18 protein-coding genes, 1 tRNA gene and 1 pseudogene are annotated in these 21,522 nt (G+C 57.4%); 5 read left to right on the top strand and 15 right to left on the bottom strand.

Annotation, left to right across the window (positions count from 1 at the left end; genetic code table 11):
• Nucleotides 1-383 precede the first annotated feature (383 nt).
• On the top strand, nucleotides 384-2,099 hold the full coding sequence (locus HBN54_RS09265) for a CotH kinase family protein (protein ID WP_168672907.1): 1,716 nt from the start codon (nucleotides 384-386) through the stop codon (nucleotides 2,097-2,099).
• Between the two features lie 73 nt (nucleotides 2,100-2,172).
• On the opposite strand, the gene HBN54_RS09260 is transcribed toward HBN54_RS09265, so the two are convergent.
• The 7 genes from HBN54_RS09260 to HBN54_RS09230 form a co-directional block, all read right to left on the bottom strand.
• The gene (locus HBN54_RS09260; RefSeq protein ID WP_168672906.1) at nucleotides 2,173-3,168 is read right to left on the bottom strand and encodes a hypothetical protein; all 996 of its coding nucleotides are present in this window, start codon (nucleotides 3,166-3,168) and stop codon (nucleotides 2,173-2,175) included.
• 611 nt (nucleotides 3,169-3,779) lie between these two features.
• Complete coding sequence (locus tag HBN54_RS09255) at nucleotides 3,780-4,034, bottom strand: hypothetical protein (RefSeq protein WP_168672905.1); 255 nt, start codon at nucleotides 4,032-4,034, stop codon at nucleotides 3,780-3,782.
• Nucleotides 4,035-4,291: 257 nt separating this feature from the next.
• On the bottom strand, nucleotides 4,292-5,449 hold the full coding sequence (locus HBN54_RS09250; protein WP_168672904.1) for a tetratricopeptide repeat protein: 1,158 nt from the start codon (nucleotides 5,447-5,449) through the stop codon (nucleotides 4,292-4,294).
• A gap of 185 nt (nucleotides 5,450-5,634) precedes the next feature.
• Nucleotides 5,635-8,280: a DNA gyrase subunit A gene (gyrA, locus tag HBN54_RS09245; RefSeq protein ID WP_168672903.1), complete on the bottom strand. Its 2,646-nt coding sequence runs from the start codon at nucleotides 8,278-8,280 to the stop codon at nucleotides 5,635-5,637.
• 224 nt (nucleotides 8,281-8,504) lie between these two features.
• Nucleotides 8,505-8,735 carry a hypothetical protein gene (locus tag HBN54_RS09240; protein ID WP_168672902.1) on the bottom strand — a complete coding sequence of 77 codons (231 nt, stop codon included), beginning with the start codon at nucleotides 8,733-8,735 and terminating at the stop codon, nucleotides 8,505-8,507.
• Between the two features lie 66 nt (nucleotides 8,736-8,801).
• Nucleotides 8,802-9,461 carry an HD domain-containing protein gene (locus tag HBN54_RS09235; protein ID WP_235955455.1) on the bottom strand — a complete coding sequence of 220 codons (660 nt, stop codon included), beginning with the start codon at nucleotides 9,459-9,461 and terminating at the stop codon, nucleotides 8,802-8,804.
• Nucleotides 9,462-9,530: 69 nt separating this feature from the next.
• Entirely contained in the window at nucleotides 9,531-10,334 is an 804-nt protein-coding gene (locus HBN54_RS09230; RefSeq protein WP_168672901.1) for a DUF547 domain-containing protein, read from the bottom strand.
• Nucleotides 10,335-10,686: 352 nt separating this feature from the next.
• On the opposite strand from HBN54_RS09230, the gene HBN54_RS23230 reads away from it, so the two are divergent.
• Entirely contained in the window at nucleotides 10,687-11,511 is an 825-nt protein-coding gene (locus tag HBN54_RS23230; RefSeq protein ID WP_210427998.1) for a phosphatase PAP2 family protein, read from the top strand.
• 89 nt (nucleotides 11,512-11,600) lie between these two features.
• On the opposite strand, the gene HBN54_RS09220 is transcribed toward HBN54_RS23230, so the two are convergent.
• Nucleotides 11,601-11,798, bottom strand: a complete 198-nt coding sequence (locus tag HBN54_RS09220; RefSeq protein ID WP_168672900.1) for a hypothetical protein — start codon at nucleotides 11,796-11,798, stop codon at nucleotides 11,601-11,603.
• A gap of 129 nt (nucleotides 11,799-11,927) precedes the next feature.
• Between HBN54_RS09220 and HBN54_RS09215 the strand changes: the two genes are divergently transcribed.
• Nucleotides 11,928-12,296, top strand: a complete 369-nt coding sequence (locus HBN54_RS09215; RefSeq protein ID WP_168672899.1) for a hypothetical protein — start codon at nucleotides 11,928-11,930, stop codon at nucleotides 12,294-12,296.
• 44 nt (nucleotides 12,297-12,340) lie between these two features.
• Nucleotides 12,341-12,556: a hypothetical protein gene (locus HBN54_RS23225; protein WP_210427997.1), complete on the top strand. Its 216-nt coding sequence runs from the start codon at nucleotides 12,341-12,343 to the stop codon at nucleotides 12,554-12,556.
• A 47-nt stretch (nucleotides 12,557-12,603) separates the two neighbouring features.
• Here HBN54_RS23225 and HBN54_RS09210 read toward each other — a convergent pair.
• Nucleotides 12,604-13,364 (bottom strand): annotated as a pseudogene (locus HBN54_RS09210) (IS5 family transposase).
• A gap of 70 nt (nucleotides 13,365-13,434) precedes the next feature.
• On the opposite strand from HBN54_RS09210, the gene HBN54_RS09205 reads away from it, so the two are divergent.
• Nucleotides 13,435-13,656: a hypothetical protein gene (locus tag HBN54_RS09205; protein WP_210427996.1), complete on the top strand. Its 222-nt coding sequence runs from the start codon at nucleotides 13,435-13,437 to the stop codon at nucleotides 13,654-13,656.
• Nucleotides 13,657-13,930: 274 nt separating this feature from the next.
• Here HBN54_RS09205 and HBN54_RS09200 read toward each other — a convergent pair whose 3' ends face one another.
• The 6 genes from HBN54_RS09200 to HBN54_RS09175 all read right to left on the bottom strand — a co-directional run bounded on the left by HBN54_RS09200 (nucleotide 13,931) and on the right by HBN54_RS09175 (nucleotide 21,273).
• Nucleotides 13,931-15,217, bottom strand: coding sequence for an NHL repeat-containing protein (locus HBN54_RS09200; protein WP_168672898.1), 1,287 nt, complete (start codon nucleotides 15,215-15,217; stop codon nucleotides 13,931-13,933).
• 45 nt (nucleotides 15,218-15,262) lie between these two features.
• The gene (locus tag HBN54_RS09195; RefSeq protein ID WP_168672897.1) at nucleotides 15,263-16,765 is read right to left on the bottom strand and encodes a T9SS type A sorting domain-containing protein; all 1,503 of its coding nucleotides are present in this window, start codon (nucleotides 16,763-16,765) and stop codon (nucleotides 15,263-15,265) included.
• A gap of 480 nt (nucleotides 16,766-17,245) precedes the next feature.
• Nucleotides 17,246-17,821, bottom strand: a complete 576-nt coding sequence (locus HBN54_RS09190; RefSeq protein WP_168672896.1) for an Arm DNA-binding domain-containing protein — start codon at nucleotides 17,819-17,821, stop codon at nucleotides 17,246-17,248.
• A 152-nt stretch (nucleotides 17,822-17,973) separates the two neighbouring features.
• Nucleotides 17,974-18,046, bottom strand: a tRNA-Thr gene (locus HBN54_RS09185).
• Nucleotides 18,047-18,168: 122 nt separating this feature from the next.
• Nucleotides 18,169-20,628, bottom strand: coding sequence for a DUF349 domain-containing protein (locus HBN54_RS09180; protein WP_168672895.1), 2,460 nt, complete (start codon nucleotides 20,626-20,628; stop codon nucleotides 18,169-18,171).
• A 90-nt stretch (nucleotides 20,629-20,718) separates the two neighbouring features.
• The gene (locus HBN54_RS09175; protein WP_168672894.1) at nucleotides 20,719-21,273 is read right to left on the bottom strand and encodes a YqgE/AlgH family protein; all 555 of its coding nucleotides are present in this window, start codon (nucleotides 21,271-21,273) and stop codon (nucleotides 20,719-20,721) included.
• Nucleotides 21,274-21,522 lie beyond the last annotated feature (249 nt).

Raw genomic sequence — 21,522 nt, 5'->3', positions numbered from 1 at the left:
AATGATTAAAGAAAAACGCAGAATTCCAGTAGAATCGAAAGTCGTATAGTCGTTCTATACTTATTTCGCAGCCTCATTAGTTACAATTAACAAAAATGGCCGTGCTGCTACTGCCGGCCGATGCTTGAAATACCAGATAGAAAGGTATTCACCAGGTTATTTATGACCTTTTATAAACAGGTGTTCAGACCGTTTTTATCGAAATAAAATTACCCTTACTTCAGCGCTGTTTCCAACTTAGAACCAGTAGCTGCCTTTGCTTTAACTATCAGCTGCTTGTTTTCCACGGCAAACAGCCCTTTTCGCTCGACCAAGCCCGCACTTTCCTTTCCTGAAATGACTGCGGGACTTAATTTATCTACCACTTCTAACCAAACCCGTTTATGCGACCTTTTTCCGCTCGTCCACGAGTGTCGTTTCTGCCCGCTTTAATCTTTTCACTCGCTACCTTTCAAGCCGTTGCCGGCGACACTATTTCAGTCGCCCCGCATTTGTACCACATCGACCAAAAACAAAGGTTGATTATTGTCAATCAGAATCTGGCCGAACTCAATGCCCAGGGCACGGCCAGTAAAAGCACCCTGCTGCTTGACAAAGCATACAGTCTGGTTCAACCGACGCTCGCCGTCCACACCGATGAATCGTACCAGGCGCAGTCGGCTGGACTTACATATACCGTGTATTTTTCGCAGCTGCCGGTCATCCATATTGCTGCCCGCAGTCCGATTGTCGACAGTCCCAGTGTGTTTGCTCAGTTTTCCATGGCCGAGTCGAGTGGCCGGTACTCGTCGGCCAATATGGGCGTTGAGGTAAGGGGAGGGTCTTCGCAAGGTTATCCGAAGAAATCCTACGAACTCAGTTTCTGGGCCGATACCACGGGCGTTACTTCCCGGGATATGAAGTTTCTGGGCATGCGCACCGATAATAAGTGGAACCTTCAGGCCATGGCTCATGAGCCGATGCGGATTCGGAGTAAGGCGGCTAATGAGCTTTGGCAGGAGATTCACACCATTTATTACAAAGCGGCAGAGCCGGATGCCAAAAATGGTATTGCAATCTCCTACGCGGAAGTATTCGTTAACGACGAATACAAAGGCGTGTACGCGCTTAGTGAGCGCATAGACCGCAAGCAGCTTAAGCTTAAGAAATACAACAACGGCATTACCGGCGAACTGTACAAAGGATTCGACTGGGGTGGCGCGGTTACTTTCGATACGCTTCCACCTTTTTCAAACACCAATGAAACGTGGGGTGGGTTTGAATACATGCACCCTGAGGAGCAGGTGAGCTGGTCCTTGCTCTACAATTTCGTTGACTTTGTTGAGAATAGTTCGGACGCGGTTTTCTACCAAACGTATAAGCAGCGGTTTAACCTGGCAAGTGCAGTTGATTATTACATCTTCATGAACTTGTTGCGAGCTACCGATAATACGGGCAAGAATCTTTACATCGCCAAGTATAAGCAAGGCGAACCCTATTATTACGTGCCCTGGGACTTGGACAACGTTATGGGCCTGAACTGGATTGCGTTGGACCCAGCTACCACCGGTCTTCTGAGCAACGGTTTTTATGACCGGCTACTTCAGGATTGCTCCCCGGGAGGGTTTCGGGCCACCCTAACGAATCGGTGGGTACAGCTGCGCGCAAGTATTATTACCGAGCCGCACATTATGGGGCTACTTGAAGCCAACCATTCGTATTTGGAATCGAATAGTGTTTACGAGCGGGAGCAGTTAGTCTGGTCTGATTTTACGAAAGATACCACTCAGCTTACCTATATGTCCACCTGGTTGCAGGGCCGGCTGAGCTACTTAGACCAAACGCTTGCACAACCCTGCGCAATTCTGGCCACAGCTGCAACCCCCGCAGCGAATGGAATCCGTTTCTACCCGAATCCCGCTAGTGACTACCTGACAATTGATTCGGGAGGCTCGGGCTGCACCGTTAGCATCAGAAACTTACAAGGCAAAGAGGTGTTGCTTACCGGGTTATTAAATGGTCAGAATAAGCTAGATATTAGCCAATTGAGTAAAGGACTTTATATCATCAAGATTGAAACAACCAATTCCAGTAGTATATCGAAACTGCTGATTAATTAATCTGTCTTCTTTATCATTTCTTAAGCTGGAAGGGTCCGAATTGCATCGTCTGCGATTCGGACCCTTCCAGCTTTTAGTTTTTTAGCTGCCGTCGTATTTTCTCCAGCAGTGCGATGGCGATGGCGACGTCTTCTTCCTCTGTAATTGAGAGCACTGTGTTTATTCCAGGGCCGCTAACCTGTAATTGGTACTCCCTGTGGTCGGTAACCGGGAAGGTGGCTATTGGAGGTGTTACGTGGGCTTCTGATGATTGGTGGTGCACATTTTTGCGCATCTCATCAGGTGCTTCCAGCTTTTCTACTTTGAGGGCTGCTTCCTGTCTTGGCGTTGTCTCAAAGAAGCCAAACAGACTGGCAACTGCATCTGTGTTTTCTTGGCTGTTGTTTTTACCAATGGGGGTCCCGTCTGGTGTTACGCTTGATTTCTTAACGTTTTGCAATGCGACTGCATCATCCGTAGCTGCAGTGTTCAAATCTGATTCTCCGTTAGGCTGTTTCTGGGATACCAGATTGTCTATTTCTGGTAAGCCTCGGAACACGTTGGTTTGCGGCTGCGGGCTAGCTAACTCACGTCTGGAACCCTGTGCTGCTTTAAAAGCATCGATATCGGCGATGATGTTCCGTTCATCGAGAATACCTACCATGCGGCAGCCGTCCACAAATGCTTTGGCTACTCCCGGTGCATTTATTTCTTCCACGCCAAACTCTCGGATTAGCATCACATCCAGCATTTGTACTGGCAATTCCCGTGAGCGGAATTTGCGGCAGATTTGCGTGAATAGGGGTGGGGTAAGGAATGCTTCGCGGTGGAAGGTTAATTCTTCCTGCTTGTCATAAGCATGCTTAATTCGTTTGAACAGCGTCGTTGTAGTTAGCAGTTCGCGTTTGCTGGTTATGAGTCCAAACTTTACTGCGGAGCCGATTATGGCTTTGAATGACCCACTGACTTTTCTGTTCAGTTTTCTTGCCGCGTTTTCTATCGTGCATTTTCCGCCCGTGTCATCGGTAATCTCGGCTAGTTCCCAGGCGCCTGTGTAGCTCGTTCTTGGGTAGTCTATCAGTTTTGGCATATTGTGGTGTAGGGGAAGTTAGCGGCTTAACAAAACTAGTCAATAAAAGTACAAAACGAGAAATATTTTATACTTTTATAGGCTTTTGTCGAGAAACTTGTGTCAGTATGCTCTCCACGACATACAGTACATGGAGTCGTAGTATATACGAAATATAAACTTCTCTGTTTCAATAGTGTCGTTAGGAGCTCAGAAACTTAAGAAACTTTTTTTTGATATAATGCACCCATACGCTCATAACCTAGTAAATGAATCAGTTACATAACGAAATACACATAGTATAAAAGATAATAGGAGAGGAGCATGTTATTAAAGTAATTATAAGTACATAAAATGCTCAATATTTTCTACTATCTTGTACTTATTTAAATTATCTTTTCAGTACACTCTGACTCTTAGCCATCAGTGTACAAAGTGCAATGATATACAGTGCGGCACAAAGTCAACAACAAGTCTTAAGTCTAAGGACAAATCCAACCCAAACGTGTCCATATCTTTAGTACAGCTAACAGTACCCATTAATAGAGCAACTGATGATGGACTTGCAGCTTAGACACCCAACGAAATGAACTAATAAACCAACAGGCATAAACCATCCGCAACAAAGGAAACTAGAGCAACAAAACGGAACCAACAGAACTCATAGCCGAAACCAAAGTCAGCTCCGGCAGGCTGAAGGCGCTGCAAGCCGAGTGGGAAGCCACCGGCTCGGTGCCCAGGACGACAGCCAAGGCATCTGGTGTACGTACCACAGCCTGCTCGATATCTATTACAGCAAGCAGGGTCAGTTCCTGCAAATAAAAGACCTGGACCACCGCCGCAAAAAGAAATAAGGAAAGCAAGTAACCAAATAAAAGAAAACCCAATCTACTGTACAATTGAAGATAGAATCTACTCAGAGTAGAATCTATTAATGAAACCAACTGCCGAGCATTCTTCATAAAACCCTATCAAAACAAAAGTCACTTAGGCTAGTGAAACGTTAGCGAGCCTTTTAAAGCAAGAAAAAACCACACCATATATTTTGTCTTATAATTTATATTATGTTAAGTAGCATATTCAAAAAAGAAAAGGCCCGCTTGAGTGCGGGCCTTTTCAGTCATCCTAATAGCAACCCCAGCCCCTACTTCGTCAGGGTCTTAAGCTTTGCATTAAGCTTCTCCGAATCGGCATTACGGCCTAAGCGGAAATAAACTTTCTGCAGGGAAACCAGCGTATTGCGGTCATCGGGCTGCAACTGAAGTGCTTTCTCAAAATATGGAACTGAAGCTTCAAAATATTTTTTACCTTCAGTTTCAAATTTCTTGCCCGAAGCCTGATACGTTTTCAGGTCCATTTTACTGGCCTTGGTGTATGCGTCAGCTGCCTTGTTGTAATTGTATACACCAAGGTTGAACTGGGCATCGAAATTGTTGGGCTCCAACTCAACGGCTTTCTTGTAATCAGCAACAGCCAGTTCGTTTTTCTTTTGCTGGTCATACATAGAACCACGAACTGCATAAAGGTTCGAATTACCGGGGTCGGCAATGATGGCCTTATTGATTTTGGCAAGGGCATCTTCCCCTTTACCACTGGCGAGCGACATGTTCAAATCCTCCAGCATAAAGGATTTATTGTTGGGGTAAGCTACCAGAGCCTGCTGCACTACTTTAGCAGCTTCGGCATTATCGTTCTGCTGCTTGGCCATTTGAAGCAAGCGCGAATACAACGTCACCGACTTGTAGTTCATGCCCAGCAGTTGGTTATAGCTCGCTTTGGCACCCGCGAAATCCTGCTTGGCTTCCGAGGCATACGCCGAGTACAGCACTGCAGTGGTATCCTGTGGCTTAATTCTGGAAGCTAGCTTATAGCTCTCAATGGCTTTGTCGTAGCTCTTCTCGTTGTAGCTGTTCACGGCATCGTTAAATGCCCGGCCGTAGAGCCCGTCCATTCTGGCAACAGCTTGCTTGCCGAATTCGCCATCCTTTGTATCCAGCTCAATGGTCTTGTTATAAGACTCATACGATTTCTGGAGGCCCTCGCCTGGCTGCAACTGTTTGCCGTAGATGGGGCTTTCCAGCATGCCTTCGTAAACTTGACCACGGGTAAACCAGGTTTTGGCTTTGCCGCTGGTTTTCTCGTTTACAATGGCTTTATCAATGTCCGTGCGGGCTTTATCCAACAAGCCGGAACGCTGGTTCAGAATGGCGTTGGTGACGGCTGAAGTTTGGGCGAAAGCCAGCGAGGGCAACCCACCGGCCAAAGCAACGGCGACGGCAATCGTCAGAAAGGTCTTCTTCATGAGTTCGGGAATTGGCCGGGATTCAAGTCTGAGTAAAAGTCACCCGACTTGATAACGGCGGGAAAAATGAAAAAAAGTGATTTTTTGGGGTAAGGCCCGAAACCGGAAACGATGGGTTGTGGCCTTGGGTTCGTCAAAAATAAACGGGGCGGACCAAATGGACCGCCCCGCTCCTACTTCAGCAATTATGCCAAGTCGTCGGATTCGGGTTCATCTTCCGAATCTGCTTCATCGTCGCTGTCGTCTTCCAACTCATCGTCGGTTTCGTCAGCCTCGTCGGCATCATCGTCAAGCGCTTCGTTTTCAGCACCATGAAGGGCTACTACAACCTGCGCCCCACCTTCTTCGGTGGTCGTGACGAGCACGGCTTCGGTTTCTTCCTCCTTTTCTTCGGCGGCAACTTTGGCTACCGAAGAAATTTCATCGTTGGCGCTGATTTTAATCAACCGCACGCCTTGCGTGGCCCGGCCAATCGTGCGCAAATCGCTCATGCGAAGGCGGATGGTAATACCGGACTTGTTGATAATCATCAGGTCGTCAGTATCATTAACGTCCTTGATGGCCACCAGATTACCCGTTTTTTCGGTAATTTTCATGGCCCGGACGCCTTTGCCGCCCCGGTTGGTCACGCGGTACTCATCGAGCGAGCTGCGCTTGCCGTAGCCATGCTCAGTCACCACCAGTAGTTCCTGGGTGGGGTCGGCGAGGCAGACCATGCCCACAACCCGGTCGCCGGGCGTGTCGGACAGGCTGATGCCGCGCACACCGGCGGCGGCCCGGCCCATCGAGCGAACCTTGCCTTCGTTGAAGCGAACGGCACGGCCGGAACGGAGCGCGAGCACTACTTCTGAGTTCGGCGCGAGCAGCTGAACATCGAGAATGCGGTCGCCTTCGTTGATGGTAATGGCGTTGATGCCAGCCGTACGTGGGCGCGAGTATGCTTCGAGGGGGGTTTTCTTCACGGTGCCCTGCTCAGTGCAGAACATCAGGAAGGTGTTTTCGAGGTAATCCGGGTCTTTGAGGCCCCGCACATTGAGTACGGAACGCACTTTGTCTTCGCGCGGAATCTCGATGAGGTTTTGCAGGGGCAGGCCTTTGGTGGCCTTCCCTCCTTCCGGTACTTCATACACCTTGAGCCAGAACACGCGGCCAAGCTCGGTGAAGAACAACAAGTACTCGTGGGTGGTGGCCACGAAAAGATGCTCCGTAAAGTCGTCCTTCTTGGAGATAGCCCCACGCGAACCGGCCCCGCCGCGGCCCTGGGCCCGGTATTCGTCGAGGTTGGTGCGCTTGATATAGCCTTCGCGCGAAATGGTGATGACCATGGCCTCGTCGGCAATCATGTCTTCGGTCGAGAAATCACCACCGATGTAATTGATTTCCGTGCGGCGGGCATCGCCGTAGCGCTCCCGGATATCGAGAAGCTCTGTTTTGATGATGCCGCGCTGCAATACTTCCGATTCGAGCACCGACTTCAGGTAGTCAACCAGCTTCATCAGCTCGTTGTATTCGGCCACGATTTTGTCGCGCTCCAAGCCGGTGAGGCGCTGCAGGCGCATGTCCAGAATGGCGCGGGCCTGCACTTCGCTCAGCGCGAAACGCGAGATGAGCTGGCCACGGGCCACCTCGGGGTCACGCGAGCTGCGGATGAGGGCGATTACCTCGTCGAGATGGTCGAGAGCGATGAGCAGGCCTTCGAGAATGTGGGCCCGCTTCTGGGCCTCGGCCAGCTCGTAGCGCGTGCGGCGCACAATAACTTCGGCGCGATGCTCGACAAAGTACTGGATGAGCTGCTGGAGGTTCAGCGTCATCGGGCGGCCTTTCACCAGGCACACGTTGTTGACGCCGAAGGAGCTTTGCAGCTGGGTGTACTTGTAAAGGTTGTTGAGCACCACGCTGGGCATGGCGTCGCGCTTCAGGTCGTAGACGATGCGCATGCCGTCGCGGTCCGACTCGTCGCGCATGTCCGAAATGCCCTCAATCTTCTTGTCGTTGATGAGCGCGGCCGTTTTCTCAATCATCGACGCCTTGTTCACCATGTAGGGAATCTCGGTGACGACGATTTGCTCTTTGCCGGTTTTGGAGGTTTCGAACGAGGCTTTGGCGCGCATTACGACGCGGCCACGGCCGGTTTCAAACGCCTGCTTCACGCCCTCGTAGCCGTAGATGATGCCACCGGTGGGGAAGTCGGGCGCCGTAACGTACTGCATGAGCTCGGCCACCGTGATGTCGGGGTTTTCGAGGTAGGCAATGATGCCGCTCACGACTTCCGTCATGTTGTGCGGGGCCATGTTGGTGGCCATGCCCACAGCAATGCCCGTCGTGCCGTTCACCAGCAGGTTGGGGAACTTGGCGGGCATTACGCTGGGCTCTTCGAGCGAGTCGTCGAAGTTGGGCTGGAAATCGACGGTGTCCTTGTCCAGGTCGCCGAGCATTTCGTCCGAAAGGCGCTTAAGGCGCGCTTCGGTGTAACGCATAGCCGCCGGCGAGTCACCATCAACGGAGCCGAAGTTGCCCTGGCCGTCTACCAATGGGTAGCGCAGGCTCCAGTCCTGAGCCATGCGCACCATGGTGTCGTACACCGACGAGTCGCCGTGCGGGTGGTATTTACCCAGCACTTCGCCCACGATACGGGCCGATTTTTTGTAGGATTTATTGTAGCCCACGCCCAGTTCGCTCATGCCGTAGAGCACGCGCCGGTGCACGGGCTTCAGGCCGTCGCGGACATCGGGCAGGGCCCGGGAGATGATAACCGACATCGAGTAATCGATGTAGGCGCCCCGCATCTCGTCTTCGATGTTAATCGGAATGATTTTTTCGCCTTCCGCCATTGAGGGGGTTGATAGGCGGCTTGAAAAAACCCAAATAAGGTGGTTTTCAGCCGCAGGGTGAATGGTTCTTTATGTACGTGCGAAGATACAATAAAAAGGCCGCAACGGCAAGCGCTGCGGCCTTTTATAGACTTACTGAGGCAACAATTGGAAGGATGCCGGCGGCCGGCGCCAACCCTCAAAACCACCAAACGAGGGCCTTCACTCCCACCGCCGCCACCGGCCTAGCGGATGGACTTGCTGCGGTCGTTGTCGTGCTGCGCCGGCTTGGAATTCGTGGTCTTGATTTTCTCGCCGATGGCGGGGTTCTGCTTCTTCCAGAGCGGCTGGCCCCGGTACTTTACCCCGCTGTGCAGGTGCACCTTGCGCACATGGCACGATTCGATGGGACAGGTACGGCAACTGGCTAAGGCCACGAGCAGCAAACAGAATATCGAGCGAAAAAGCAGCTTCATCGGGCAAAGGTAACGCATGGGAAAGGCGGCAACAGCCCGCATTGGGCCAAACGCCGGTGGCCGGTTTTAGTCCTCGCCGTCCCACTCGGCCAGAAAGCGGGCCACGTAGGCTTCCATAAACGCATGGCGCCCACGGGCCACGGCGCGGGCGCCGTCCGTGTTCAGCCGGTCCTGAAGGTGGAAGAGCTTTTCGTAGAAGTGGTTGAGCGTGGGGGCTGTATTCTTCTGGTAGCTGGCAAAACTGTCGTGCACCACCGGGGCAATGGCCGGGTCGTGCAGCGAGCGGCCGGCGTGCCCACCGTAGGCAAACGCCCGCGCAATGCCAATGGCCCCGATGGCATCGAGCCGGTCGGCGTCCTGCACCAGGGCCGCTTCGATGCTCGAAACCGGCGTGGCTACGCCCGAGCCTTTGAAGGAAACCTCCCGAATGACGGTTTCGACGCGCGCGATAACTTCATCGGCTACCTGCTGACTGTGCAGCCAGGCGCGGGCGGCGCGGGGGCCGGCTTCGTAGTCGCCGCCGTGGAATTTCCAGTCGGCGATGTCGTGGAGCAGGGCGGCTAGCTCGGTCACCAGCGCGTCGGCCTCGGGATGAGCGGCGGCGAGGCGGCGGGCCATCAGCCAGACGCGGCGGATGTGCGCCCAGTCGTGCCCACTGCCTTCGTTGGCAAACTTGTCTTCGATAAAGCGGGCGGTGGTGGCGATTACGTCCAAGAGAGCTGTCAAAATGAGGGATAAAAAAAGCGGCCGCTACCCATGAGGAGCGGCCGCCGGGAAGCGGGCAAAAGTACGGGCTTATTTCTGCTCGTTGAGGCCCCAGTCATACTTCAGGTAGGTCAGGGGCGCATCGGGCTTGATTTTTTGCGTGGCGTAGCGGTTCACGAAATCCTGGATGGAAGTGCTGCCGTTTTTGGTAAAGTCCTTGGGGTAGAAGCTGAAAATGGAGGAGAGCTGCGGCTTATCGGCGGGCGTCAGCTTGTTTTTGGCGGGGTTGTTCACGAAGTCGCGGCCCTGCTCATCGAGCTGCGCATCCAGGCGCGGACCGACATAGGCTTCGTTGCGCAGGCGGGGGCACGACATGGCCGCACACACCAGCGCCACATGGATGCGGTTGTCCTTAAAGTTCTTGCGGATGATGCGGTGCTCGATGTCGTTGAGGGAATAATCTTTGCCGCCGAGCTTGATAAAATGCTGGTCCCAGGGCGTATCGACGAAGATTTTGGTGCCGCCCAGGTCCTTGATGCTCTTCACCGGGTAGCCGCGCAGAATGCGCTGCACGGTGAAGGCATTGTAGGCGTTTATCCAGTAGGCCAGTTCGTCCGTGGAAGTCCAGCTCTTACTGGGCAGGTGCGCAGACAGGTCCTGCAGATAAGCATTGAGCGCGAGGCTGTCGCCCTGCCACGCTTTGTAATCGACCAATCCCTGGTTGTTGACGTATTTTTTCAGCTGGCTATCCCAGGCGGCATGGGTGGGCGGCGTGGTTACCGTTTTGGCCGTGGGATTGAGGGGGATGAGGTAGCGGATATAGCCGCAGCCAGAGGTGAAAACTGTAGCCAGCGCAAACAGGCAAAGGAAGGTAAAACGAGGGATAAAGCGCATGAAGCAGATTCGCAAAAGAGTGGTGATGTCGGGCTTGATGCCCTGACAAAAGGTACTTACGCAGCCAACCCCGATTTAGGCAGCTTCACACGTCATTTAGCGGCATACCCGGTGCGTCATCCTGCGCGTGATGTCAGATGATAACACCTCAAATTACTCAACAGCCCCACGGCGCGTATCGGGGCATACCGAAAGAAATCAGAATAAGCTGGTTCATTTACTGCTTCGGCTACGCGAGCGGAGTCTCGGCATACCCCCTGAGCAGCGGGCCCGCTCCCGGTGGGTTCAACCCAGGAAATTCACTGCGATTACAGCTACCTGCCGTTTCTTCGCCTTTTAAAGCTCCATTTCTATGATTTCCCGTTATCTCCTTTCGGCGGCCCTGCTCCTGCCGCTGGCATCGGCACCGCAGCTGGCGGCCGCGCAAGTGCCGCTGGCCACCCCTGCGCCGGCCGATACCACGCACAAGTACCAGAACCCCGCCGGGGTGTCCTCACCGGTTAAAAAGTCGTTTTTCAAAAGCAAAGGGTTTCGGGCCAGCATTGTGCCGGCAGTGCTGATTGGCTACGGCATCAGCACCATCAACGGCAATGGCTTTTACAGCTCCTACGATGCCAAGAGTGACATTCGCCACACGTTTGGCGACTACACCAACCACATTGATGACTTCCTGCAATGGGCGCCCTACCTGGAGATTCCCGTGGTGCTGCTGGCCGGCGTGGAGTCGCGCAGTGACCGGATAAACCTCGGGCTTGTCATCGTAAAGAGTGAGCTGATTATGCTTTCCTCGGTGTATGTGGTGAAAACGCTGACGCGCATTGAGCGGCCCGATGGCTCCAATACCCTGTCGTTTCCTTCGGGGCACACGGCGCAGGCCTTTCTGGCCGCCAGCATTGTGCACACCGAGTTCCGCGACAAAAGCCAGTGGTACGGCATCGGGGCTTACACGCTGGCTACGAGCGTGGCGGCCTTCCGCATGATAAACAACAAGCACTGGGAGTCGGACGTGGTGGCCGGGGCGGGCTTCGGCATTCTCTCGGCTCACGTGGCCTACCTCACCCACCGCAACCGCTGGGGCCACAAGCCCACGGGCCGCGGCATCGGCGACACCAGCTTCATGCCCATGTGGACCCCGGCGGGCGGCACGGGCCTGTGCTTCACCTGGCGGCCGAAATAGCAGCCGGAGCGCCTCTGGATAAACGTCATTCGGCCCGTCGCAACAATGTGTTCCGACGGGCCGAATGACGTTTGAGCGGGCTTTATGCGTTAGACTATCGGAGGTTCGGTGCGCTCTGCATTATCGGTGCCAGTGTCTGCCTGCTCATCCAATGCTTCCAGCTCGACTTCGCGCTGCCAGATTTGAGCAGGGTTGAAAAGACTGGTGGCGGCAACCAGGTCTTCGAGCAGGTGGTCGTCGGGAGCGGCTTGCTCTTCCGGATTTTGGGGCGTTTGATTCGGGTCCATGAATCGCCTACGCTAACTGGTGACCTGACGGCTATTATTTTGGGTAACCGGTGGCAATACTCCGCTAAAATTCATTACACCGCCCGCCCCCGATGGTCAGGGTGGCGGTACCGCCCCTACTTCAATAGCATGATTTTAGGATTTCAAACCGATTTTATTCCGCTAATCACTACGGGCGTGAAAGTCCACACCATCCGCTTCGGCAACCGCTGGAGCGCCGGCCAGCCGATTGAATTTTACGTGAACGTGGGGCAGGACGACATGCGTAAGTTCTGGCCCGACGGAGTAGCGCAGAACGTTCAGGACATTCGAGTGGAAGTAAGGCACGGAACCCCGGTAATCGAAATAAACGGCCGCCAACTGTCTCCACCGGAACTCACCGAGTTCATTCACCGCGACGGGTTCAAATCGCCTGGGCTGCTGCTACAATTCCTGGACGGCTACTACGGCCTGCCTTTCATGGGCCAGCTCATTCACTGGACGGACTTAGTTTATTAGCCCAAAACGTCCCGTGGGCTCAGATTGAAGAACTAGCCGCCACCGTGAGACGCCAACGCTTCTGCCGGGACCTGCTTTACCGGGGCCTGGCCGAGCGGACCCACACCGCCACCCACGAAGCCACCAGCCTCACCGTGAAAGTGCGCCCCGACCTGATGATTACCAGGGGACCCCTCTTGGGCGAAAACCGGCCGTGTGGTATTCGTGGACTTCAAAACCACCAGCGCCTAGGACTACGCCCATTTCGTCGCCACCATTGAGCAGTACGACTACGACCGCTAGGCCGCTCTGTATTCTGACTTAGAGGCTATCCAAATAGGCAATTGTACCAGGTTATTCGGGCACAGGCAAAATGCAGCATGGCGAGGTAGTTTTCGGGCTTTTTGGCCCGGCGGATGAGCAGGTGGCGGAAGCAGTTGAGCCAAGAGTGGGTACGTTCCACGACCCAGCGCCGGGCTTTCTGGCCAGCTTGTTTGGCCTGAACTTCTTCGCCGCGCGGCCGGATGTGGGCCGTGTACCCAAGCTCGGCCACGACGTCACGCACCTGGGCGTTATCGTAGCCCGCGTCCAGGCACAGGCCCTGCTCGCTACCGGCGGCCCGTTGGGCGTCACGGGCGGCTTCGGCGGCGGGGGGCAAGCTACGCAAGGTGCTTTCCGTCAACTTCATGTCGTGCCGGTTCGCCCCCTCCAGCACCAGCCCCACCGGGATGCCCCGGGCTTCGGTCAAGAGGCTGCGCTTGACGCCGCCTTTGCCGCGGTCCGTGGGGTTGGGGCCCGTTTTTTTTCCACCCAACGGCGCTTTGTGCAGCGAACCGTTGAGGGCCATCTAGGCGAAGTTCAGCCCATCAAGTCGTCATAATCCTGCAAGGCCTCGCCCCAGAGACGCGCAAAAACCCCCGCCTGCACCCATTCCTGGAAGCGGCTATGCGCCGTCGAGCCCTTGCACAAACCCGTTGCATCCAAGCCTTTCCATTGGCAGCCCGTGCGCAACACAAAGAAAATGGCGTTCAGCACCTGCCGGTCGGCAATACGCTGCCGGTGGCGGCCCAACGGGTGAGGCTTGGGCACTTAAACGGATAACAACGGCTCTAGCTGGGCCCATAGCGTGTCTGAAATGCTAAACTCTTGGGTCGTCGCCATGCGCAAAGTCGCCATGCGCAAAGTCGCCATGCGCAAATTTAATCCCTATTTGGATACGCTCTTATTAGGCGCGGCACGATTTATTATCATCGGGGTGCAGAAACCGCGCATCAAGCGGTTAAAGCAAATGCCCGAGGTGTGGCAGTTCGAGGTAAAGCCGGCCCCCGGCCTCACAAAGCAGGGCCGCAAAAAGTACGAGCGGCTGCTGAAGGTCTTTTGACAGAAGCAAGCCCTCTCTCTACCAAGCCCACCTGCGCAACTGTTAACTCCCGCATGAAGCTGGGCGCAGGTAGTTACTGAGCAGTAGTAAGAGTACCGCATAAACACACTTGTTTCCAACCCCAAAGGCCCCCGCACCGAAGCCCCAACCACACGACTCGGGCTTCTTGGTATCGGCAAGGGCAGGCCGCTACCAGCGGGCGCATGGGCGGTGGCGGGGCCTCGCCCATTAGCCGGTTCAACTGCCCGCACACCCCACCCGCCCGGGCGGGCTCTCACTTCAGCATCCTGATGAGGTGCTCGGCGAGGGCTACGTAGGCGGCGCCGCTGGCATCAACGGCCACGCCGTTAGGCATCTGCAAATTGGCAGGCCGGGTGTCGAATTGATACAGCGTACTAACCGCGCCGGTGTCCATCGCCACGCGCCGGATGCTGTAGCTGCTCCGGTCGGCCACATAGATGTTGCCGTCGTTGGCCAGGGCCACGCCCATCGGTGTACCGAAAGTGGCCACCGCGCCGGCACCGTCGAGGCCGCCCGTAGCGCCAGTGCCGGCCAGGGTAGTTACGGTGCGGGTGGCCACCACCAGCTTGCGGATGCGCCGGTTGCCCAGGTCGGTCACGTACACGACGCTGCCGTTGGCATTGGCCGCAACGCCAGCGGCCCCGTTGAATCGGGCGGCCGCGCCCACACCGTCGGCAAAGCCGGCCGTACCGCTGCCGGCCGGGGTGCTCACCACGCCGGTAGCCACCGCCACCTGGCGGATGAGCCGGTTGTCGGCCACGAACACCATGCCGTTGGCGTAGGCCACGCCCGTGGGACCTGAGAAGGTGGCGGCCGCGCCCACGCCGTCGGCCGTTCCCGATGCGCCGCTGCCGGCCAGGGTACTCACCGCGCCGGTGGCCAGGTCAATCTGGCGGATGCGGCGGTTGCCCCGGTCGGCCACGTACACCGAGCCGTTGCCGTAGGCCACGCCCGTGGGGTCGCTGAAGGCCGCGGCGGTGCCCACGCCGTCGGCAAAGCCAGCCGTACCGCTGCCGGCCAGGGTGCTCACCGCGCCAGTGGCCAGGTCAATCTGGCGGATGCGCTGGTTGCCCCGGTCGGCCACGTAAAGCTGCCCGCGTCCGTCCACGGCCACCCCGGTGGGGTCCGAGAAGAGGCCCCTGCCGAGGTCGCTGTATCCGGACGTGGGTGGAGACGAAGGAGTGCCGTAGTCGCCAGCGAAGGTGCCGGTGTTGGGCACGATGCCCACGCCGGTAAGGGTGGGTTCGCGGCCGGTGGTGAGGTTCAGCCAATACGCGCCGCTGAACACGTACACGCCGGGCGTGCCATCGACCTGAAACACCTGCAGGCCCGCGGCCGGGGCCACGATGGCCGCACGCTGGGCTGCGGTGAGCCGGGGCGGAAGCAGTCCCTGGGTGGTCGATTGCACCTCCAGCGCCGCCGAGGCATCGGGGGCAGTGGTGCCGATGCCCACGCTTTGGGCCGGGGCCGACAGACTAACAGCTGCCAGTAAAGTTGCCAGGGCCAGGCCCCGACGCAGATTAGTAAAACGATTCTTCACGAAAAAAAGAGAAAGAAATGAGTCAATTGAGATAAGAAGGCCGGGCTACTCCACCACGCAGCGGCTGTCAAAGCGGGCCGTGGCCGTAGTGTAGCGCAGGAAATAAGCCCCGCTGACCAGGTTGGCGAGCGGTACGGCGCCGTGGGCACGGCCGTCCAAGGCCAGGGTGCGCACCACCCGGCCCAGCAGGTCGAGCACTTGAAGGGTGCCGGCCTCCGCCGGGCCAGTGTAGAGGTAGGTCGCGGGCTGTCCCACGGGCACCTTGGTCGGGTACACCACAAAGCCCGCAGCCTGCGGGGCCAGGGCCACGGCGCGCACCGGCGAGTAGGTGAACGTCCCGCTCAAATCAGTCTGCCGCAGGCGATAGTAGAGCAGCGTCGCGCCAGCTGGCAGTTTTGTATCAAGCAGCGTGTAGTCGTGGCGCACGGAGCTGGTGCCCGCCCCGGCAACCGTGCCAATTCCCTGAAATACGCGGGCATCCAGGCTGCGCTCCACCGTAAAGCCGGCGTTGTTCAGCTCCGAAGCCGTAGCCCAGCGCAGACGGGCGGCGGCGGGCCCCTCGGCCACGGCCGTGAAGTCCACCAGCGTCACGGGCAGCGGGTTGGCCGCGTTGCTCACCGTGAAACGACTGAGCGTGGTCGGGCTCATCGAAATGCTGCGGCTGCTGGCGTTGGCCACCGGGCCGCGCACGGCCCAGGGCTGACCGGCCGCGCTTTGCTGAAAGACGCGGGCCTGCGTAAAGTCGGCGATGCCGTTGTCGTTGTCGGCCAGCCAGCTCAGAGTAAGCTGCACGGCAGCGCTGGGCTGGCTGGCCGGGCTGATGGTCCAGAGGCGGTCGATACCCTTGTAGCTGGTATTACCGAAATTCACGCCCCGGCTCACGTCATCCGTCAGCAGGCCGGCTACCCGCGTAATGACGACCGTGCCCAGGTTGTTGGTGGTGGGGTCAAGCACGGCCCCGTGGCCAAAGTCCACCGCCCCGCTCAAGCCCGAGCGGGTGATTTCGAGGCTGCCCAGTACGTAGCGTCCAGTGGCCTCGCCGGCGAGGGAGGCCGTGTTGGGCAGCAGCAGGGTGTAGATGTTGCCGCCGTTTGTGGTATTGACCAGACCATTGCTCAGGCTGAGCAGGTTGCTCACGTTGAGGTCACCGGCCAGGCGCAGGGTGTTGGCCCCGACCGTGGGCTTGCTCACCAGCACCTGGTAAAGGGTGGCCCCGCCGGGGGTCAGTAACTGGTTAGCCACCCCGCTGAAGGTGACGGCGCTGGTGCCGGGCAGCAGCGTGCCGGTGTTGGCGAAATCGCCCTTCACTTCCAGCGCCCCCGTGCTCAGGTCCAGGGTGCCTGGGTTGATTATAGGACCGTCTACACGCAGGGTGCCGGCGTTCGTTAGGGTGCCGCCGGCTTGGTTGGTGAGGCCGCCGGTGCTCACGTAGAGCGTGGCCCCGGCCTGCACCGTGATGGTGGACCCGGCGTTGGTCAAGTCCTGAGCAGCGGCCGGGGAAGCACACAAAGCTGCCCCAAGGGCTATTGGGGTAAATAAGTGTTTCATAATTCGTGCGAAAATTTTCTTCCTCGGTAAGGACCCATGCAAAACGTGCCCTTCGGAAGTAATTATGCTGTTTGACAATTACTTCCGAAGGGCACGCAATACCTCGCAAAGGTAGCCTGAGCATTCTGCATAAAAGATATTATTGTATATTTTTATGTATGGCAGCGTTTATGCAGTCGTTAGCAGATTTTGACTTGTCTACCCATTGGGGTTGGGTTGCACGCTGGACTTGCACACGGGATACTATTCGACACCTGATTCGGATATCAGCTTTATCCGTTCCACATCGGCCTACTTATTAATGGTGGCCAGAGCCGCTGTCGTCAAATAGTTGCTCATCCACGCCCGCATCTTACTCAACATCCGCCGCCGCTGCCGCCCGCCATTCCACTCGTGCAGGTGGCCCCGGGTGCAGGGCGGCCAATTCTGAGTAGCGCATCCACAAATAACAACAAAGCAGAAAAACATCCCGCGTCGCTACTAAAATTGCCGGCAGCATGGCCATTTCCAGCTTCCGCAAGTCATCGGCCGCCATGTACAGCTTCGGCACATCACCATCAGCCGGTCATGCAGCTCCAGACTGTAGGTGGTCGGGTCCAGCAGCACCCCGGCCCATTTCTTAAAGCCTACCATCCAACTCCGCGTCACCAGGTGGTGCCGCAACGTTTCCTTGGCATAGCCCCACGCCAGCATCGACTTGCGGTAGTCGTCATACCACACCGTCACCGACTCCTGCTCGACCACCGCCGCCTCGGGCACCGGGGCTGGCCGCAGCGCTACCCGCAGCCCAGCCAGCGTCGAGGCCTCCCCTTCGGCCCGCAGCTTCCGCCACCACGCCAGGGCATCTTTGGTCAGCCGAGCCAGCAGGGCGTTGGCATCATCCGGCAGCGGATACGATTTGCGGAATTCCTGCCGGGTCGCGTTCCAGTCCGCCGGCTTGCATTTCTCCCCGGTGGCACATTTGAGGCGAACCCCATCAAGATAAACCACCAGGTGCACGGGGCACCGGCCCACGCTGTCTTTCTTGTCGGTGCGAAGAACGAATTGGGTAACCATACAAAAGGGGGGCGTAACGGGGGGCGTCTGTCCCACCGTAAAGTGAAAGATACGCACCCAGGAGTACCGATTCCCCTAGACGCAAAAAACCCGGAAAACGGCCTCCACGACGTGTGAAGCAGTTTTCCGGGTGTTCCGGTAAAGGATATGTGAGCCGCCTGTCGGACTCGAACCAACGACCCTCTGATTACAAGTCAGAAGCTCTACCAACTGAGCTAAGGCGGCGGGTTGGTGGTGCAAAAGTAAACAGCCAACACCGTATTCCCAGCAATTAGGCCACATTTAGCAAAAAAAAGCGGGCCGGCATCATCGACGCCGGCCCGCTTAGCCTTGGTTAGAAGAGCTAATTAGCTGCGAATCATTCGCAACTGCTTCTTCAGGGCTTCGATGCGCTTCTGGCCTTCGGCGATGCGGCCCTGGTACTCCTCGCGGAGCTGGGAAGCATTTTTAGAGCGGGCGAAGAAATCGAGGTTGGTTTGCAGGGTCGAGTGGTCGTTTTCCAACTCGTTGATTTCCTTGCGCAGAGCCATTTCCTTGCGCGTGAGCTGCTGCTGGGCCTGCGGGCGGGCTTTGAGGCGCGCTACTTCGGTCTGGAACAACAGGTCGGTACGGTCGGCGTAGCCCAGGCCGGGAACGTGGTCGAGGTACTTGCCGAGCAGCGACAACAGCTGCTCTTCGCTGCGGTCGGCGGTGCCGCGGCTGGGCTGCTCGTCGTTGGCATCAAACTCGGTGGCCCAGCCAGCCAGAATGGCGCGGAAGCCTTCGAGCGAGCCCGGTGCTTCAACGCTGAGGGCATTAACCTGCTCGGCGATGGTATCGAGGTGCGCGGTCTGCTCAGCCGACGACTGCTGTACTTTCTCCTCGCGGAAGCGCGACTCCTGCTTGGGACGCTCAAACACGGCGTCGCAGGCGGCGCGGAACCGGTGCCAGAGCTTATCGGCCAGCTTATCGGGCACGCGGCCCACGTCCTTCCACTCCTTCTGCACCCGGATGATGACCTGGCGGGCAGCATCGCCATCGGCATTGTTAGCGGCTTCTTCAGCCTGGTCGATGAGGGCCTGCTTGGCTTTCACGTTCGCCGACTTCTCGTTGTCGAGGGACTTGAAGAAGTCATTCTTCCGGTTGAAGAAAGCTTTGTAGGCGGCCCAGTACTGCTTATTGAGGGCATCGGCCTGGGCGCGGGGCACGAGGCCGGCGGCTTCCCACTCGGTTTTGATTTCCTGCAGCTCGTCGGTCTTCGAGCGCCACAGGTTCACGCGGTCGGTTTCGAAGGTAGCGAAGGGCAGCACGCGCTCCAGCAGCGCCTGCTTCACCACAAGGTTGGCTTTCTCCACGGTCGAGCGCTGGTCCACGAACTCCTTGCGGCGCTGGTGCAGCACATCCGAAGCAGCGATGAAGCGCTGCCACAGCGGCTCGCGCTGGTCGTTGGGCACGGGGCCGATGTTCTTCCAGTCCTCGTGCAGCTTGGTCAGCTCATCGAGGGCTTTATTGATGCCGGAAGCCGAGCCGAGGGCTTCGGCGCGCTTGATGAGGGCCTCTTTGGCCTCCAAGTTGCGGCGGCGGTCCAGGTCCTTCATCTGCAGGAACTGGCCCTGCTTGCTGTAATAGATGTCGAGCAAGCCGTGGTACGTATCCCAGATGCCCTGGCTGTCGCCCTGGGGCACCGCGCCAGTGCCTTTCCACTCGGCCTGCAGGGCCTTCAGCTTGCCGGAGCTGTCTTTGGTTTCGGCGGCGTCAACCAGCGTGCGGAGTTGGTCGAGCAGGGCTTTTTTCCGGCTGAGGTTGTCGCCACGGCTGGCATCCTCGGCTTTGGCATCTTTGGCACGGCTCTCGCGGAACTCCTGCAGGGCTTTGTTCAACTCCTGCTGGCCTTCGGGCTGCTGGAAAGCAAAGGCTTCAGCACCTTCGCCACCGGCGGCGAATTTCTCGCGAGCGGCGGTGCGGGCCAGGCCCACATTGGTTTCATACTGACGGGTAAGGTCGAGAATCTGCTTGCGGTTCTGGCGGGCATTGGTGCCGCGCAACAGGCCCACCAGGTAGTTGGCCTGGGCAGGCAGGTCGAGGGCCGTGAAATCAGGAGCAGCGGTTTCAGTAGCTGCGTCACCTTCCACGCCGGTTGGTTCTTCACCGGCATCAATAGCCGCCACATCGGCCGGGGCCGCATTAAGCGGGGTTTCCGACGAGGTAGGCAGCGTGGCCAACGGCTCCTGCGCCGCTTCCAGCTCCGGGGCATCGTGCAACTCCACGGTAGGCAGCGCGGGGGCCTGGTCTTCGACGGTAGCGGCCGTGTTTGCGGCGCTCAGCGTTTCGGGGTCGGCAATGGGCGCGGGCGTGGCACTATTAATGTGCTCGGCGGCGGCCAGGGATTCGGGATTGGGCGTAGTGGCCATTTCTTCACCGTAGTGCTCAATGGCGCGGGCCTGTGGAGCCGAAACATCGCTGCCGTCCACGGTTACGGGATGAGAAACGTGCTGGGCGGTTTCGGCGGCGGCAGCGGCTTCGGGCGTGCCGGGGGTGGGCACGACTGGGCCGAGGTCGGTGGCGATAACGGCGGCCCCGGGGGCTTCGGCAGTACCGGCACCATCAGGCTGGCCGGCGGCCAAATCGGGCGTACCCTGGGCGGGCAGCTCTACCTGCGTTTCGCCGGCCGCGTTGGGCGTGGCCGTAGTGGAAGGCGCAGCAGCATCGGCCGGGGCCGATTTGCCCTCAATCTCAGCCAGACGGCGTTGCAAAATGGTCATCCGGTCTTCGCCGGCCGGGTCGTTGCCGCCCGCGAGCGGAGCAGTGGGGTTTTCTTCAGCAGCCATAAATCTTCGTAAAAGCCAGCCCGGAGCAGGGGGCCAGAGGGGAGAGCAAAAAAAAGTGGGAATAAAACAAAGGTCCGGACAAAAACCTCATTAGTTGAGCCGGGGGTCGACGGGATAGTTGGCCAGGACTTTAAACTTGCCGCCTTTCTCCCGCAGGATTTCCCGCCAGAACGCATCAGATGCCAAAGTAAACACTTTCCCGGCGCTTGCGGGGTGCCGTATCCAACTCTGACCCTCCATTTCGCCGGCCAGCTGGCCCGCCGACCACCCCGAATATCCGGCAAAGAGCCGTACATCACCGGCTTCGATGGCCCCACTGCCGAGCAGTCCCAGCAGGGTTTCAAAATCGCCGCCCCAATACACGCCCTGGCCTAAATCGGTGGCCCCGGGCAGGTCGGCCCGGCGGTGCAGGTAGTGCAGGGTGTTGGGCTCGACGGGCCCACCCACGTAGATGGGCACCATGGCGGCGGCCGTGGCCTCAGGGGGCAGGTCGAGCACGTCGTCGAGCACGAGGCTGGTGAGGCGGTTCAGCACGAGGCCAAAAGAGCCGTCGGCGGGCTCGTCGCGGCAGAGCAGCACCACGCTGCGCTCGAAATTGGGGTCGCCGAGGAAGGGCTTGGAAATGAGCAGAGTACCGGGCCGCATGGGAAGGGAAATTATAAATTATAAATTTTGACTTATAAATGGCACTGCGAACCGCGATGAGAAAGTCAGCAGGACGGACTTTACAGATGGTAGTACCTTGCACCGCCAAGGCCATTTGGCTTCCAAAGTGTGGTGCAATAAGACTGCATCAGCCGCAAAATTGTTCCCTGGCACCATACCCCAACCCTGGTAGCAATACCGTCAATTTATAATTCAAAATTTATAATTTATAATTCTCTCAGATTCCCT

Source organism: Hymenobacter artigasi (assembly GCF_012275535.1).
GTDB lineage: Bacteria > Bacteroidota > Bacteroidia > Cytophagales > Hymenobacteraceae > Hymenobacter > Hymenobacter artigasi.
This window is presented reverse-complemented; position numbering and strand designations above follow the sequence as displayed.

Excerpts from the sequence above, each read along its gene's own strand:
- HBN54_RS09265 (WP_168672907.1), top strand. The coding sequence starts at position 384 with ATGCGACCTTTTTCCGCTCGTCCACGAGTGTCGTTTCTGCCCGCTTTA.
- HBN54_RS09260 (WP_168672906.1), bottom strand. The coding sequence starts at position 3,168 with ATGCCAAAACTGATAGACTACCCAAGAACGAGCTACACAGGCGCCTGG.
- HBN54_RS09250 (WP_168672904.1), bottom strand. The coding sequence starts at position 5,449 with ATGAAGAAGACCTTTCTGACGATTGCCGTCGCCGTTGCTTTGGCCGGT.
- gyrA (WP_168672903.1), bottom strand. The coding sequence starts at position 8,280 with ATGGCGGAAGGCGAAAAAATCATTCCGATTAACATCGAAGACGAGATG.
- HBN54_RS09240 (WP_168672902.1), bottom strand. The coding sequence starts at position 8,735 with ATGAAGCTGCTTTTTCGCTCGATATTCTGTTTGCTGCTCGTGGCCTTA.
- HBN54_RS09230 (WP_168672901.1), bottom strand. The coding sequence starts at position 10,334 with ATGCGCTTTATCCCTCGTTTTACCTTCCTTTGCCTGTTTGCGCTGGCT.
- HBN54_RS23230 (WP_210427998.1), top strand. The coding sequence starts at position 10,687 with ATGATTTCCCGTTATCTCCTTTCGGCGGCCCTGCTCCTGCCGCTGGCA.
- HBN54_RS09220 (WP_168672900.1), bottom strand. The coding sequence starts at position 11,798 with ATGGACCCGAATCAAACGCCCCAAAATCCGGAAGAGCAAGCCGCTCCC.
- HBN54_RS09215 (WP_168672899.1), top strand. The coding sequence starts at position 11,928 with ATGATTTTAGGATTTCAAACCGATTTTATTCCGCTAATCACTACGGGC.
- HBN54_RS09205 (WP_210427996.1), top strand. The coding sequence starts at position 13,435 with ATGCGCAAAGTCGCCATGCGCAAAGTCGCCATGCGCAAATTTAATCCC.
- HBN54_RS09195 (WP_168672897.1), bottom strand. The coding sequence starts at position 16,765 with ATGAAACACTTATTTACCCCAATAGCCCTTGGGGCAGCTTTGTGTGCT.
- HBN54_RS09190 (WP_168672896.1), bottom strand. The coding sequence starts at position 17,821 with ATGGTTACCCAATTCGTTCTTCGCACCGACAAGAAAGACAGCGTGGGC.
- HBN54_RS09180 (WP_168672895.1), bottom strand. The coding sequence starts at position 20,628 with ATGGCTGCTGAAGAAAACCCCACTGCTCCGCTCGCGGGCGGCAACGAC.
- HBN54_RS09175 (WP_168672894.1), bottom strand. The coding sequence starts at position 21,273 with ATGCGGCCCGGTACTCTGCTCATTTCCAAGCCCTTCCTCGGCGACCCC.